The following is a 14,109-nucleotide window of genomic DNA, read 5'->3' on the forward strand; positions in this document are numbered from 1 at the left end:
GCCATGAGCACGCCACCGACATCCCATCGCATTCCGTCCCGTATCGCCGCACCGCTGCTGCCGCTGGCGCTCGCGGGCCTGCCGCTGTCGGCCTTCGCGCAGGGCCTGCCGACCATGGAAGACCCATCGCGCGGCCAGGGCAGCGGCATCCTGCAGACCCTGCAGAACTACGGCTACGACATCGTGCTGCTGATCGCGCTGCTCGTGGTCGCCTCGATGTTCATCGGTGTCTGCTATCACGCCTACACACGCTACTCGGAGATCCACACCGGCCGCGCCACCTGGGGCCAGTTCGGCCTGACGGTCGCCGTGGGCGCGATCCTGTTGGTGGTCGGCATCTGGCTGCTCACCAAAGCCACCGGCGTGCTGTAAGGGCGGCAAGCGATGGCCGATCCTTCGGAGACCCCGCGCGACACGCTGGTGACCTTCCTGCCGCACCGGCTGAACCGCCAGCCGGTGGTCGTGCGCGGGCTGACCGCCGATGAGTTGTGGATCTGCGCCGGCCTGTCTGCCGCAGCCGGGTTCGCGCTCGGCCTGCCGCTGGCCTGGCTCACGCACAGCATCGCCATGGTGCCCACGCTGATCGTCGCCGGCATCGCGCTGGGCGTTTTCGTCGGCGGCGGCTTCCTGCGCGCGCAGAAGCGCGGTCGGCCCGACACCTGGCTGTACCGGCAGCTCCAGTGGCGGCTGGCCTTGCGGAATCCGGCGCTGGCAGCGCTCCTGGGCGGCCAGCGCCTCGTCACCCGCTCGGGCTACTGGACGACCCGGCGCAATGCCGATCGAGGTGCGCCATGAGTCGTTTCAAGAACGAGGTTGCGCATCTGCAGGCGCACGTGAAGACGCTGCGCTTGGGCGCCGGCGCGCTGTTCGCGGTGGCGCTGCTGCTCGGCTTCGGTTGGTGGAGTGCGCCGAAGAGTCTGACCATCCATGTGCCGCCGGACCTGCGCTCGGGCAGCACGCGCAAGTGGTGGGACGTGCCGCCCGAGAGCGTGTATGCCTTCTCGTTCTACATCTGGCAGCAGGTGCAGCGCTGGCCCACGAACGGCGAAGAAGACTATCCACGCAACCTGCGCGCGCTGTCGGCCTACCTGACACCGAGCTGCCGGGCCTTCCTGCAGCAGGACTACGAATACCGGCGCGCCAGTGGCGAGCTGCGTCGGCGCGTGCGCGGCATCTACGAGATTCCCGGCCGCGGCTACGGCGACGATCCGGCCACGCGCGTCAAGGTGGTTTCCGGCCGCGATTGGATCGTCACGCTGGACGTGAGCGCGGACGAATACTACGGCTCCGAGCAGGTCAAGCGCGCCCTGGTGCGCTACCCCATTAAGGTCGTCCGGCTGGACATCGATCCCGAGCGCAACCCCTTTGGCCTGGCGCTGGACTGCTACGCCGGCGCACCCCAGCGCATCGAACCGCCGCCGACGCCGACCCGGGCCGGTGCGCCCGCCAACGCATCCGGCCGCCTGCAGGGAGGCTCCCCATGAAATCCGTCGCCTCGTCGGCCCTGGCCGGCGTCCTGCTGATCCTCGGTTTCGTGCCGGCCAGCCAGGCCGTGGAAATCCTGCGCTGGGAACGCCTGCCGCTGGCGGTGCCGCTGGTGGTCGGCCAGGAGCGGGTGATCTTCATCGACCGCAACGTGCGTGTCGGCGTACCGGACAGCGCGGCCGCGCACCTGCGGGTGCAGAGCGCGGGCGGCGCGATCTACCTGCGGGCCAGCGAGCCGCTGCCGCCGACGCGACTGCAGTTGCAGGACGTGGAGTCCGGCGCGTTCATTCTCCTCGACATCGCCGCCGAACTAGCGCAGGACGGCCAGGCGCCACTGGAGCCGGTGCGCATCGTGGCAGCGGAAGCCCCCGCGAAGCGCTACGGCGGCAGTGCAGCAAGCGGTGCGGACGAGCGGGCCGATGGGCCCGCAGACGAATCCGTTCCCCGGCGCGAAACGCCGGTGCCGGTCGTGCTGACGCGTCATGCCGCACAGAACCTGTACGCGCCGCTGCGCACCGTCGAGCCGGTCGCCGGCATCGGGCGCGTGAACCTGCGCCGCGACCTCGCGCTGGACACCTTGCTGCCGACGCTGCCGGTGCACGCGCGGGCGCTGGCCGCGTGGCGCCTGGAAGACCAATGGGTGACGGCCGTGCGACTGACCAACACGGCCGCGCGCTGGCTCGACCTCGACCCGCGCGCCCTGCAGGGGAACTTCGTGGCGGCGACCTTCCAGCATCCGAACCTGGGGCCGGCCGGCACCCCGTCCGACACCACGGTGCTCTACCTGGTCACGCGCCGCCACGGCCTGGCCGAGTCCCTGCTGCCGGCGCTGAGCCCGATCGACGCCACCGTGAACCTGCCGCCGGCCGCCGCGGCCGGCTCGACTGGAGGAGCGCGCGATTGAAGAGTAATCCGCTGCTCAAGTGGCTGCTGATCCCGATGGCGCTGCTACTGGTGTTCGTCGGAATCAAACTGTTCTCCGGCGCCCCGGGCGGCCAGCCCGCCCCCAAGGGCGCGGCCGGTACGCTCACGCCCGAGGAGATGAAGGCCCTGGGCATCGCCGGCGACACGCCGCGCGATACCGTCGCCACGCTGGTGGCCCAGGTCAAGCAGCTGCGCACCGAGCTGCAGAGCGCGCTCGGCGACAACAGGCAGCACAAGGCCGAGAACGAGCGTCTGCGGGCGCGGGAAAGCGCGATCGACCAGCGCATCCAGAGCGCGCTGGAAGGCGAGCGCAACCGCCTGGAGCAAGAGCGCACCCAGGTGGCCAGCGACAGGCAGCAGACCCAGGGGCTACTGCAGGACTTGCAGCGGCAACTGGACGGCCTTGCCGGCAAGGGTGGCCCGTCCGACCTGCCCGTCGGCCTGGGGCTGGAAGAGGGCGACGGGCAGCGCCTCGACCGCGGCACCAGTGGCACGCAGTGGGTCGAGCCCGACGATGCCAAGGTCGACGCCACAAACGGCAGCAAGGAGCCGAGCTTTCCCCAGAGCTTCGTGCCGGCCCAGAAAAGCCTGTCGGCCGCAGTGGAATCCGTCGCCGACGTCGGCAGCAGCGCGGTGGGCGCATCCGCGCAGGCTGTCTACACCGTGCCGTCGAACTCGACGCTCATGGGGTCGATTGCCATGACGGCGCTGATCGGGCGCGTGCCGATCGACGGAACCGTAAACGACCCGTACCCGTTCAAGGTGCTGATCGGTCCGGACAACCTCACGGCCAACGGCATCGACATCCCCGACGTGGCCGGCGCCGTGGTCAGCGGCACGGCCTCTGGGGACTGGACGCTTTCGTGCGTGCGCGGGCAAATCCGTTCGGTCACTTTCGTGTTCCACGACGGCACCATCCGCACCGTGCCCGAGGACGGTAACCAGGACCAGCGCGGCGGGCAAGCCAGTGCCAACAGCACGACGACTGCCACGCCCGGCCTGGGCTGGATCAGCGATCCCTACGGCATTCCCTGCGTCAGCGGCGAGCGGCGCAGCAACGCGCAGCAGTACCTCGGCAGCCAGGCGCTGATCACCGCGGCCTGCGCGGGGCTGCGCCGGGCACTCGCCCGCACGCCGGCCCATCGCATCGACGCCGGCCTCGGCCAGGTCAATCTCGGCTATCACAGGCATCGCTACACGCAGCCCTGCGAGCTGCTGGACCCGTACCGCAACCTCGCCATCGCTGCGGAAATCCTGCGCGAACAGCACACGCCGGGCGAGGACTGGCTTCTTGCCATCGGCCGCTACCACCGGCCCGCCGGCGGGGCACCCGCGGCGCGCTACCGGCGCAGTGTGCATCGGCACCTGACCCACATGCTCGACACCAGCGTTCCCGTTCCAACCCTCCAGGCCGCTACGCCATGAACCACATCGTCCTCATCGCCGCCATCGGACTGCTGTCCACGACCAGCGTCCTCGCCCAGACCGCCGCCGCGCCGCTGATCGTGGTCGAAGACCGTGGCGGCGCGTCCGCGCTGCCGTACTACCAGTCGTTGAATCCTCAGCCGGACCAGGCCACGCCGCCGGCCCCGATGCCAGCCCCGCGCGTGGGCAACGCGGCCGACGCCGAGGCCGCGATGCTGCCGGTGCGCTCGACGCAACTGTCGCCGGGCGACGTGCAGCGCCGCGTCATCCGGGCGCCGGGCCTGACGCCGCTGTTCCTGATCGGCGACGACGAGCGGTCGCGTGCCTGGCTGCGGCAGCGGCAGGCGGCGCTGCGCGAGCTGCAGGCCGTGGGCCTGGTGGTCAACGTGGAGTCGATGGCCGCGCTGACGGCGCTGCGCAGGCTTGCTCCCGGCCTGACCCTCTCGCCGGCCTCCGGCGACGACCTGGCCCAGCGCCTGGGCCTGCGCCACTACCCGGTGCTCATCACGTCCACCGGCATCGAGCAGTAGGTGCGCAAATGGCCCAACCGCATGCGGTCGAGGTGCTGCTGCGGCCAGCGGTGGAGCTTTACACCGTGGCGGTTTGCGCCGGCGCCGCGATTCTGTGCTTGGTGGCACCGTGGTCGCTCGCGCTGAACCCGCTGCTCGGCCTGGGCTCGGCGCTGGCCTTCCTGACCTTCGGCGCGATTCGCCTGCGCGATGCCTGGGCGATCCTGCGCCATCGCCGCAACATCCGCCGCCTGCCGCGCTACGTGATGACCAGCCGCGACGTGCCGGTGAGTCAGCAACGGCTGTTCGTCGGCCGGGGCTTTCGCTGGGAGCAGCGGCACACGCACCGGCTGATGCAGACCTACCGGCCGGAGTTCCGCCGCTACGTCGAGCCGATGGCGATCTACCGGGCCGCCCGGCGGCTGGAGGAGCGGCTTGAGTTCGCGCCGTTTCCACTCTCGAAGCTTGCGCGGGTCCTGGCTTGGGACAGTCCTTTCAATCCGGCACGGCCGCTGCCGCCGGTCGGCGGACTGCCGCGCCTGCATGGCATCGAGCCGCACGAGGTCGACGTCACCCTGCCGCTGGGCGAGCGCGTCGGCCACAGCCTGGTGCTGGGCACCACGCGCGTGGGCAAGACGCGGCTGGCCGAGTTGTTCATCACCCAGGACATCCGCCGCAAGGTCCGCGGCGAGCACGAGGTGGTGATCGTCTTCGACCCCAAGGGCGATGCGGACCTGTTGAAGCGCATGTACGTCGAGGCCAAGCGCGCCGGGCGCGAAGGCGAGTTCTACGTCTTTCATCTGGGCTGGCCGGACATCTCGGCGCGCTACAACGCCGTGGGCCGGTTCGGGCGGATCTCCGAGGTGGCCACGCGCATCGCCGGACAGCTCTCGGGCGAAGGCAACAGCGCCGCGTTCCGCGAATTCGCCTGGCGCTTCGTCAACATCATCGCGCGCGCCCTGGTCGAGCTGGGGCAGCGGCCGGACTATCTGCTGATCCAGCGCCACGTCATCAACATCGACGCGCTGTTCATCGAGTACGCCCAGCACTACTTCGCCAGGAACGAGCCGAAGGCCTGGGAGGTCATCGTCCAGCTCGAAGCGAAGCTGAACGACAAGAACATCCCGCGCAACATGATCGGGCGCGAGAAGCGCGTGGTGGCCCTCGAACAGTACCTGTCCCAGGTGCGCGTCTATGACCCCGTGCTCGACGGCCTGCGCAGCGCCGTGCGCTACGACCGGACGTACTTCGACAAGATCGTCGCCTCGCTGCTGCCGCTGCTGGAGAAGCTCACCACCGGCAAGATCGCGCAACTGCTGGCGCCGAACTATTCCGACCTGTCCGACCCGCGGCCGATCTTCGACTGGATGCAGGTCATCCGCAAACGCGCGGTGGTCTACGTGGGGCTGGACGCGCTGTCCGACGCCGAAGTCGCGGCGGCGGTGGGCAACTCGATGTTCAGCGACCTGGTCTCGGTCGCCGGCCATATCTACAAGTTCGGCATCGACGACGGGCTGCCCGGCGCCGCCGCGGGCGCCAGGATTCCGATCAACGTCCACGCCGACGAATTCAATGAACTCATGGGCGACGAGTTCATCCCGATGGTCAACAAGGGCGGCGGTGCCGGCGTGCAGGTGACGGCCTACACGCAGACCCTGAGCGACATCGAGGCGCGCATCGGCAACCGTGCCAAGGCCGGCCAGGTGGTCGGCAACTTCAACAATCTGTTCATGCTGCGCGTGCGCGAGACCGCCACCGCCGAGCTGCTGACGCGACAACTGCCCAAGGTCGAGGTGTACGCCACGGCACTGATGAGCGGCGCCACCGACAGCTCCGACCCGCGCGGCAATACCGCGTTCACGTCCAACACCCAGGACCGCATCAGCAGCAACAGCGTGCCGCTGATCGAGCCGGCGCATGTGGTGGCGCTGCCCAAGGGGCAGTGCTTCGCGCTGAGCGAGGGCGGCAACCTCTGGAAAGTCCGCATGCCGCTGCCCGCTCCCGACCCCGACGAAGCCATGCCGAAGGACCTGCAGGAGCTGGCCGGCTACATGCGTCAGCACTACGTCGAGGCGGGAGATTGGTGGGAGAACCAGGGCATCCCCGGCCTGCAGGACGAGGCGCTGCCCGACGACCTGCTGGACGACTTCAGGCAGATGGCCGCCGCTGAAGAGGAAGGAGCATGAGCGATCCGGCCGTCGCGGCCCAGCGCCAGCAGCAAAGACAGCAAGGCCTGATCGCCGGCCTGGTCACGCTGCCGTTCCGCTTCTTCGGCGTGCTGTGCGGCGCGCTGCTGCTGTGCATCCTGATCGAATGCGTCGGCATGCACTTCTTCTGGCCCGAGCAGGGCTGGCGCCACGCGCAGGGTATGCTGCACTACGAGCTCGATCAGCTCTCCACGCATTTCACGCGCAGCGCGCTGGTGCAGGAGCCGGGGCGCACCGCGCACCGGCTGGTGGAGCAGGGCTACGACTGGCTGTTCGTGAAGAGCGGCCTGCTGGACTGGATACGCGACGCCTCGGCGCAGGCCCGCGCCGGCAGCCATCGCCCGAGCAAGGATCTCCGCTACTACATCGGCTTGGTCTACGTGAACGTGGAGAGCTACCTGATCGCGGCGGCCTACACGACGCTGGTCTTCCTCGTGCGGCTGCTGGTGCTGTGCCTGACCCTGCCACTGTTCCTGATGGCCGCCTTCGTCGGGCTGGTGGACGGCCTGGTGCGCCGGGATGTGCGCCGCTTCGGCGCGGGACGCGAGTCGGGGTTCATCTATCACCGCGCCCGGGCCAGCCTGACCCCGCTGGCCGTGCTGCCGTGGGTGACTTACCTGGCACTGCCGGTCAGCGTAAACCCGCTGCTGATCCTGCTGCCCAGCGCGGCACTGCTCGGCGTGGCGGTGTGCATTGCGGCGGCGACGTTCAAGAAGTATCTGTAGGTGCGACACGTTAATTTTGGTCAGCAGTTCCTTAACGGGCTGCAGTGTCCGGTTTGATAGGGATAAGTCCAGTCTTGCAAGAGGCGGATACAGGAGTGCAAAAAATGGATATCTCTAGAAAGGCCTACCCCTTAGGCTTTATGCAACAGAAACAATAATAATGGAGGCATGACCATGACAATGCACCTGGGGCTCGACTATATAAATAGTCTCGTTGAAGAAGATGAGGATGAGGGCATCTACCGCTGCAAGCGCGAGATGTTCACCGACCCTCGGCTGTTCGATTTAGAGATGAAACACATCTTTGAGGGTAACTGGATTTATCTCGCCCACGAGAGCCAGATTCCCGAGAAGAACGACTATTACACCACGCAGATGGGCCGGCAGCCGATATTCATCACACGCAACAAAGATGGTGAGCTCAATGCCTTCATCAATGCCTGCAGTCACCGCGGCGCCACGCTCTGTCGCTTTAGGAGTGGAAACAAGGCCACCCACACCTGCTCGTTCCACGGCTGGACCTTCAGCAATTCGGGCAAGCTGCTCAAGGTCAAAGACCCCAAGGGCGCCGGCTATCCGGACAGCTTCGACTGTGACGGCTCGCACGACCTGAAGAAAGTTGCGCGCTTTGCTTCCTACCGCGGATTTCTATTCGGCAGCCTGCGCGAGGACGTCGCCCCGTTGGAAGAGTTCCTCGGCGAGTCGAGGAAGGTCATCGACATGGTCGTCGACCAGTCGCCCGAAGGTCTGGAAGTGCTGCGCGGTTCCAGTACCTATGTTTACGAAGGCAACTGGAAAGTGCAGGTCGAGAACGGTGCCGACGGCTACCACGTCAGTACTGTTCACTGGAACTACGCCGCCACCCAGCAGCAGCGCAAGCTAAGAGAAGCGGGCGATGATATTCGCGCCATGAGCGCCAGTAGCTGGGGCGGGGATGGCGGCGGTTTCTACTCCTTTGAAAACGGCCACCAGATGGTCTGGGCACGCTGGGGTGACCCGAAAAACCGCCCGCTGTTCGCCGAGCGAGATCGCTTAGCCAGCGAGTTTGGTGAAGCCCGTGCCGACTGGATGATCGGCGTCTCCCGCAACCTCTGCCTCTACCCGAACCTCTACCTGATGGACCAGTTCGGCTCGCAGTTGCGTATCACCCGTCCGCTGTCGGTGGATAGAACCGAAATCACCATCTACTGCATCGCGCCCAAAGGCGAAAGCGCCGAGGCGCGTGCCCGCCGTGTCCGTCAGTACGAGGACTTCTTCAATGTTAGCGGCATGGCCACCCCGGACGACCTGGAGGAATTCCGCGCCTGCCAGGAGGGCTTCGCCGGCGGGGGGATGAACGACATGTCCCGTGGCGCCAAACACTGGATCGAGGGGCCGGACGAGGGCGCGAAGGAGATCGATCTGCATCCGAAGCTGAGCGGTGTCCGCTCGGAAGACGAAGGCCTGTTCGTCATGCAGCACAAGTACTGGCAACAGCAGATGATCAAGGCCGTCAAGGCAGAACAGGATCGGCTGATCCATGCGGAGGGCGTGTAAATGACTATCTCCTACGAAGCCGTGCGCGATTTCCTTTACCGCGAAGCACGCTATCTCGACGACAAGCAGTGGGAAAGCTGGCTGGAAATGTACGCGCCGGACGCCACTTTCTGGATGCCGGCCTGGGACGACCGCGACCAATTGACCGAAGACCCGCAGAGCCAGATCTCGCTGATTTGGTACGGCAATCGCGGTGGCCTAGAGGATCGGGTGTTCCGCATCAAGACCGAGCGCTCCAGTGCCACCATTCCGGACACCCGAACCAGCCACAACATCAGCAATCTGGAGCTGCTCGAGCAGTCCGGCGGCTTCTGTAAGCTGCGCTACAACTGGCACACCATGAGTTATCGGTACAAGACGGTGGACCACTTCTTTGGCACCAACTTCTGCACCCTCGACACATGTGGCGAGACCCCGCTGATTAAGGCCAAGAAGGTCGTGCTGAAGAACGACTACATCCGCCAAGTTATCGATGTATACCACGTCTGAGGTGCCGCCATGACACACAAGGTTGCACTGAACTTCGAAGACGGCGTCACTCGTTTCATCGATGCTAATGCTGGCGAGACTGTTGCTGATGCAGCCTACCGCCAAGGCATCAATTTACCCCTGGACTGCCGAGACGGTGCATGCGGCGCCTGCAAATGCTTCGCCGAGAGCGGCCGCTACAGCCTCGGCGAGGAGTATATCGAGGATGCACTTAGCGAAGCCGAAGCCGAGCAGGGCTACGTGCTGACCTGCCAGATGCGCGCCGAAAGCGACTGCGTGATTCGCGTTCCGGCCGCATCGGACGTCTGCAAGACCCAGCAGGCCAGCTATCAGGCAGCGATCAGCAACGTGCGTCAGCTGTCCGAGAGCACCATCGCGCTGTCTATCAAAAGCGCATCGCTGAACCAGTTGGCGTTCCTGCCAGGCCAGTACGTCAATCTGCAAGTGCCGGGCAGCGACCAGACCCGCGCCTATTCCTTCAGCTCGCTGCAAAAGGATGGCGAGGTCGGCTTCCTGATCCGCAACGTGCCGGGCGGGCTGATGAGCAGTTTCCTGACCAGCCTCGCCAAGGTCGGCGATAGCGTCAGTCTGGCTGGACCGCTGGGCGCGTTCTATCTGCGCGAGATCAAGCGGCCGCTGCTGTTGCTGGCGGGTGGTACCGGCCTAGCGCCGTTCACCGCGATGCTGGAGAAGATCGCCGAGCAGGGCAGCGAGCACCCGCTCCATCTGATCTACGGCGTCACCCATGACCACGACCTGGTCGAAATGGACAAGCTAGAGGCATTCGCCGCGCGCATTCCCAACTTCAGCTACACCGCCTGCGTCGCCAGCCCGGACAGCGCCTATCCGCAAAAGGGCTATGTGACCCAGTACATCGAGCCCAAACACCTCAACGGCGGTGAGGTAGATGTCTACCTTTGCGGTCCGCCACCGATGGTCGAGGCGGTCAGTCAGTACATCCGGGCACAGGGCATCCAGCCGGCCAATTTCTATTATGAGAAGTTCGCCGCCAGCGCCTAGAGGCTCCTTTGGTCCGCTTACTAGGTGAGCGGGCCTGTTTTATTCGGGCAGTAGGGCCCAGGTTCTCTACGAACTTTCCCAAATTGCATCCGGGCTACACAACCGAGGTGGTTCATGAACAAACGTTTCCAGGGCAAGGTTGCCGTTATCACCGGCGCCGCCCAGGGCATCGGTCGCCGCGTGGCCGAACGGATGGCGGCCGAAGGCGGTCGACTGCTGCTGGTCGACCGTTCCGAGCTAATACATGAGCTGGCCGACGAACTGGTCGGAGTTGCTGAGGTGCTGACCCTGACCGCCGACCTTGAGCAGTTCGCCGAGTGCCAACGGGTGATGGCGGCGGCGCTCGAGCGCTTCGGTCGTCTGGATATTCTGATCAACAACGTTGGCGGCACCATTTGGGCTAAGCCATTCGAGCATTACCAGGAACGCGAGATCGAGGCCGAAGTGCGGCGTTCACTGTTTCCTACCCTATGGTGCTGCCACGCCGCGCTGGCGCCAATGATCGAGCAGGGCAGTGGCGCCATCGTAAATGTTTCCTCCGTTGCCACGCGCGGGATCCATCGCGTGCCTTACGGCGCGGCGAAGGGTGGCGTTAACGCCCTGACCGCCTGTCTGGCCTTTGAAACCGCCGAGCGCGGCATCCGCGTCAACGCCACCGCACCGGGTGGCACCGAGGCGCCGCCACGGCGGATTCCGCGCAATAGCGCCGAGCCGAGTGAGCAGGAGAAGGTCTGGTACCAGCAGATCGTCGACCAGTCCCTCGACAGCAGCCTTATGAAACGCTACGGAAGCATTGACGAGCAGGTCGAGGCAATTCTGTTCCTTGCTTCTGACGCCGCCTCCTACATCACCGGTATAACTCTTCCGGTGGCAGGGGGAGACCTCGGTTGACCCTTATGTCTGGTTAAGAAGAGAAATCGACATGCGAAGAAGCAACGTACATGAGGTCCCTGACGCTCATTTTCGGGGTTTTGCCGGCATCACCCAGAGCTGTTGGGGGATACTTCCGTCATGTTTAGTGTATCTGGGATGAATATGAACAGTGCCGGCTACGAGGTGTTCGAAGTGCTAAGCGGCCAGTCATTCCGCTGCGCGGAGGGCCAGTCGGTGCTGCGCGCCATGGAAGCCCAGGGCAAGCGCTGCATACCGGTGGGCTGTCGCGGTGGCGGTTGCGGCCTTTGTAGAGTGCGGGTGCTCAGCGGAGCCTACCGGAGCGGACGCATGAGCCGCGGTCACGTGCCGGCCAAGGCCGCCGCCGAAGGCCTGGCCCTGGCCTGTCAAGTGTTTCCGCAAACCGACTTGACCATCGAGTACTTTCGCCACGTTGGCGGAAACAAACCTGACAACAAGAACTATGAAGAGGTGACGTCATGAACAAAGGTGTAATGCGACCGGGCCATGTGCAGCTGCGTGTACTGGACATGAGCAAGGCCCTGGAACACTACGTCGAGTTGCTGGGCCTGATCGAGATGGACCGTGACGACCAGGGCCGTGTCTATCTGAAGGCTTGGACCGAAGTGGATAAGTTTTCCCTGGTGCTACGCGAGGCTGACGAGCCGGGCATGGATTTTATGGGTTTCAAGGTTGTGGATGAGGATGCTCTCCGGCAACTGGAGCGGGATCTGATGGCATATGGCTGTGCCGTTGAGCAGCTACCCGCAGGTGAACTGAACAGTTGTGGCCGGCGCGTGCGCTTCCAGGCCCCCTCCGGGCATCACTTCGAGTTGTATGCAGACAAGGAATATACTGGAAAGTGGGGTTTGAATGACGTCAATCCCGAGGCATGGCCGCGCGATCTGAAAGGTATGGCGGCTGTGCGTTTCGACCACGCCCTCATGTATGGCGACGAATTGCCGGCGACCTATGACCTGTTCACCAAGGTGCTCGGCTTCTATCTGGCCGAACAGGTGCTGGACGAAAATGGCACGCGCGTCGCCCAGTTTCTCAGTCTGTCGACCAAGGCCCACGACGTGGCCTTCATTCACCATCCGGAAAAAGGCCGCCTCCATCATGTGTCCTTCCACCTCGAAACCTGGGAAGACTTGCTTCGCGCCGCCGACCTGATCTCCATGACCGACACATCTATCGATATCGGCCCAACCCGCCACGGCCTCACTCACGGCAAGACCATCTACTTCTTCGACCCGTCCGGTAACCGCAACGAAGTGTTCTGCGGGGGAGATTACAACTACCCGGACCACAAACCGGTGACCTGGACCACCGACCAGCTGGGCAAGGCGATCTTTTACCACGACCGCATTCTCAACGAACGATTCATGACCGTGCTGACCTGATGGTCCGGTACGACTTATTGCAGAGATTGCGCAGATGAAAGAAATCAAGCATTTCATTAGCGGTGCCTTCGTCGGTTCGGCCAGCGGCAAGCTGTTCGACAATGTCAGCCCGGCCAACGGCCAGGTGATCGGCCGCGTCCACGAGGCCGGCCGCGCCGAGGTCGACGCCGCGGTCAGGGCGGCACGCGCTGCGCTGAAGGGACCCTGGGGGAAGATGACGGTGGCCGAGCGCGCTGAGATTCTGCATCGCGTGGCCGATGGCATCACGGCGCGCTTCGGCGAGTTTCTCGAGGCCGAATGCCTGGACACCGGCAAGCCGAAGTCGCTGGCCAGCCACATCGACATTCCGCGCGGCGCGGCCAATTTCAAGGTGTTCGCCGACCTGCTCAAGAATGTTGCCAATGAAGCCTTCGAGATGGCCACCCCGGACGGCGCCGGTGCACTCAACTACGGCGTGCGCCGGCCCAAGGGGGTGATCGGGGTGATCAGCCCGTGGAACCTGCCGCTGCTGCTGATGACCTGGAAAGTCGGCCCGGCCCTGGCCTGCGGCAACTGCGTGGTGGTCAAACCATCCGAGGAAACCCCGCTGACCGCCACCCTGCTCGGCGAGGTGATGCAGGCCGCCGGTGTGCCGGCCGGCGTGTACAACGTGGTGCACGGTTTCGGCGGCGATTCGGCCGGGGCCTTCCTCACCGAGCACCCGGACGTCGACGCCTACACCTTCACCGGCGAGACCGGCACCGGCGAAACCATCATGCGCGCCGCGGCCAAGGGCGTGCGCCAGGTGTCGCTGGAGCTGGGCGGCAAGAACGCCGGCATCGTCTTCGCCGACTGCGATATGGACAAGGCCATCGAGGGCACCCTGCGCTCGGCCTTCGCCAACTGCGGCCAGGTCTGCCTGGGCACCGAGCGGGTGTATGTCGAGCGGCCGATCTTCGACGCGTTCGTCGCCCGCCTGAAGGCCGGCGCCGAAGCGTTGAAGATCGGCGAACCGAACGATCCAGAGGCCAATTTCGGCCCGCTGATCAGCCATAAGCACCGTGAAAAAGTCCTCAGTTACTACCAGCAGGCAGTCGACGACGGCGCCACCGTTGTCACCGGCGGCGGCGTGCCGGAGATGCCGGCGCACCTGGCCGGCGGCGCCTGGGTGCAGCCGACTATCTGGACCGGCCTGGCCGACGATTCGGCGGTGGTCACCGAGGAAATCTTCGGCCCCTGCTGCCATATCCGCCCGTTCGACAGCGAGGAGGAAGCCATTGAACTGGCCAACAGCCTGCCTTACGGCCTGGCCTCGGCGATCTGGACCGAGAACGCTTCGCGCGCCCACCGCGTCGCCGGGCAGATTGAGGCCGGCATCGTCTGGGTCAACAGCTGGTTCCTGCGCGACCTGCGCACCGCCTTCGGCGGCAGCAAGCAGTCGGGCATCGGGCGCGAAGGGGGTGTGCACTCGCTGGAGTTCTACACCGAGCTGAAAAACATCTGTGTGAAACTTTGA

At 65.3% G+C, this 14,109-nt stretch carries 14 protein-coding genes and 1 pseudogene; all 15 read left to right on the plus strand.

Annotation, left to right across the window (positions count from 1 at the left end; translation table 11 throughout):
- Window positions 1-3 precede the first annotated feature (3 nt).
- The 15 genes and pseudogenes from CKW37_RS28035 (at window position 4) to CKW37_RS28105 (ending at window position 14,109) form a co-directional block, all read left to right on the plus strand.
- Window positions 4-372 (plus strand): TIGR03745 family integrating conjugative element membrane protein, encoded by a 369-nt coding sequence (locus CKW37_RS28035; protein WP_011005920.1) that lies wholly within the window; start codon window positions 4-6, stop codon window positions 370-372.
- 12 nt (window positions 373-384) lie between these two features.
- Window positions 385-795, plus strand: a complete 411-nt coding sequence (locus tag CKW37_RS28040) for a TIGR03750 family conjugal transfer protein (RefSeq protein WP_045633950.1) — start codon at window positions 385-387, stop codon at window positions 793-795.
- Complete coding sequence (locus CKW37_RS28045; RefSeq protein WP_095159412.1) at window positions 792-1,484, plus strand: PFL_4703 family integrating conjugative element protein; 693 nt, start codon at window positions 792-794, stop codon at window positions 1,482-1,484. The genes CKW37_RS28040 and CKW37_RS28045 overlap by 4 nt, the downstream gene beginning before the upstream one ends.
- Window positions 1,481-2,389 carry a TIGR03749 family integrating conjugative element protein gene (locus CKW37_RS28050; protein ID WP_011005918.1) on the plus strand — a complete coding sequence of 303 codons (909 nt, stop codon included), beginning with the start codon at window positions 1,481-1,483 and terminating at the stop codon, window positions 2,387-2,389. The genes CKW37_RS28045 and CKW37_RS28050 overlap by 4 nt, the downstream gene beginning before the upstream one ends.
- Window positions 2,386-3,519: pseudogene (locus CKW37_RS28055) on the plus strand (TIGR03752 family integrating conjugative element protein); the annotation flags it as partial. The gene CKW37_RS28050 and the pseudogene CKW37_RS28055, both read left to right, overlap by 4 nt.
- 311 nt (window positions 3,520-3,830) lie before the next feature.
- Complete coding sequence (locus CKW37_RS28060; protein WP_095159413.1) at window positions 3,831-4,364, plus strand: integrating conjugative element protein; 534 nt, start codon at window positions 3,831-3,833, stop codon at window positions 4,362-4,364.
- A gap of 8 nt (window positions 4,365-4,372) precedes the next feature.
- Window positions 4,373-6,529 (plus strand): type IV conjugative transfer system coupling protein TraD, encoded by a 2,157-nt coding sequence (gene traD / locus CKW37_RS28065; RefSeq protein ID WP_064481763.1) that lies wholly within the window; start codon window positions 4,373-4,375, stop codon window positions 6,527-6,529.
- Window positions 6,526-7,275 carry a TIGR03747 family integrating conjugative element membrane protein gene (locus CKW37_RS28070; RefSeq protein ID WP_064481764.1) on the plus strand — a complete coding sequence of 250 codons (750 nt, stop codon included), beginning with the start codon at window positions 6,526-6,528 and terminating at the stop codon, window positions 7,273-7,275. Before traD ends, CKW37_RS28070 begins: the two co-directional genes overlap by 4 nt.
- A 180-nt stretch (window positions 7,276-7,455) precedes the next feature.
- Window positions 7,456-8,811 carry a benzoate 1,2-dioxygenase large subunit gene (gene benA / locus CKW37_RS28075; protein WP_045633694.1) on the plus strand — a complete coding sequence of 452 codons (1,356 nt, stop codon included), beginning with the start codon at window positions 7,456-7,458 and terminating at the stop codon, window positions 8,809-8,811.
- On the plus strand, window positions 8,812-9,300 hold the full coding sequence (benB, locus tag CKW37_RS28080; protein ID WP_045633695.1) for a benzoate 1,2-dioxygenase small subunit: 489 nt from the start codon (window positions 8,812-8,814) through the stop codon (window positions 9,298-9,300).
- Window positions 9,301-9,309: 9 nt separating this feature from the next.
- Window positions 9,310-10,320 carry a benzoate 1,2-dioxygenase electron transfer component BenC gene (gene benC / locus CKW37_RS28085; RefSeq protein ID WP_064481765.1) on the plus strand — a complete coding sequence of 337 codons (1,011 nt, stop codon included), beginning with the start codon at window positions 9,310-9,312 and terminating at the stop codon, window positions 10,318-10,320.
- A gap of 114 nt (window positions 10,321-10,434) precedes the next feature.
- The gene (locus CKW37_RS28090; RefSeq protein WP_045633697.1) at window positions 10,435-11,211 is read left to right on the plus strand and encodes a 1,6-dihydroxycyclohexa-2,4-diene-1-carboxylate dehydrogenase; all 777 of its coding nucleotides are present in this window, start codon (window positions 10,435-10,437) and stop codon (window positions 11,209-11,211) included.
- A 144-nt stretch (window positions 11,212-11,355) separates the two neighbouring features.
- Window positions 11,356-11,694 (plus strand): 2Fe-2S iron-sulfur cluster binding domain-containing protein, encoded by a 339-nt coding sequence (locus CKW37_RS28095; protein WP_045633698.1) that lies wholly within the window; start codon window positions 11,356-11,358, stop codon window positions 11,692-11,694.
- A complete protein-coding gene (locus tag CKW37_RS28100) occupies window positions 11,691-12,614 on the plus strand; it encodes a catechol 2,3-dioxygenase (protein ID WP_011005909.1) in 924 nt (307 codons plus the stop codon). Before CKW37_RS28095 ends, CKW37_RS28100 begins: the two co-directional genes overlap by 4 nt.
- Window positions 12,615-12,648: 34 nt before the next feature.
- Window positions 12,649-14,109 carry a 2-hydroxymuconic semialdehyde dehydrogenase gene (locus CKW37_RS28105; RefSeq protein WP_064481766.1) on the plus strand — a complete coding sequence of 487 codons (1,461 nt, stop codon included), beginning with the start codon at window positions 12,649-12,651 and terminating at the stop codon, window positions 14,107-14,109.

The organism is Pseudomonas sp. Irchel 3E13 (genome assembly GCF_900187455.1).
Lineage (GTDB): Bacteria > Pseudomonadota > Gammaproteobacteria > Pseudomonadales > Pseudomonadaceae > Aquipseudomonas.

Bases quoted from the DNA above. Each gene is read 5' to 3' on its own strand.
- CKW37_RS28035 (WP_011005920.1), top strand. From the start codon at position 4: ATGAGCACGCCACCGACATCCCATCGCATTCCGTCCCGTATCGCCGCA.
- CKW37_RS28040 (WP_045633950.1), top strand. From the start codon at position 385: ATGGCCGATCCTTCGGAGACCCCGCGCGACACGCTGGTGACCTTCCTG.
- CKW37_RS28045 (WP_095159412.1), top strand. From the start codon at position 792: ATGAGTCGTTTCAAGAACGAGGTTGCGCATCTGCAGGCGCACGTGAAG.
- CKW37_RS28050 (WP_011005918.1), top strand. From the start codon at position 1,481: ATGAAATCCGTCGCCTCGTCGGCCCTGGCCGGCGTCCTGCTGATCCTC.
- CKW37_RS28060 (WP_095159413.1), top strand. From the start codon at position 3,831: ATGAACCACATCGTCCTCATCGCCGCCATCGGACTGCTGTCCACGACC.
- traD (WP_064481763.1), top strand. From the start codon at position 4,373: ATGGCCCAACCGCATGCGGTCGAGGTGCTGCTGCGGCCAGCGGTGGAG.
- CKW37_RS28070 (WP_064481764.1), top strand. From the start codon at position 6,526: ATGAGCGATCCGGCCGTCGCGGCCCAGCGCCAGCAGCAAAGACAGCAA.
- benA (WP_045633694.1), top strand. From the start codon at position 7,456: ATGCACCTGGGGCTCGACTATATAAATAGTCTCGTTGAAGAAGATGAG.
- benB (WP_045633695.1), top strand. From the start codon at position 8,812: ATGACTATCTCCTACGAAGCCGTGCGCGATTTCCTTTACCGCGAAGCA.
- benC (WP_064481765.1), top strand. From the start codon at position 9,310: ATGACACACAAGGTTGCACTGAACTTCGAAGACGGCGTCACTCGTTTC.
- CKW37_RS28090 (WP_045633697.1), top strand. From the start codon at position 10,435: ATGAACAAACGTTTCCAGGGCAAGGTTGCCGTTATCACCGGCGCCGCC.
- CKW37_RS28095 (WP_045633698.1), top strand. From the start codon at position 11,356: ATGAACAGTGCCGGCTACGAGGTGTTCGAAGTGCTAAGCGGCCAGTCA.
- CKW37_RS28100 (WP_011005909.1), top strand. From the start codon at position 11,691: ATGAACAAAGGTGTAATGCGACCGGGCCATGTGCAGCTGCGTGTACTG.
- CKW37_RS28105 (WP_064481766.1), top strand. From the start codon at position 12,649: ATGAAAGAAATCAAGCATTTCATTAGCGGTGCCTTCGTCGGTTCGGCC.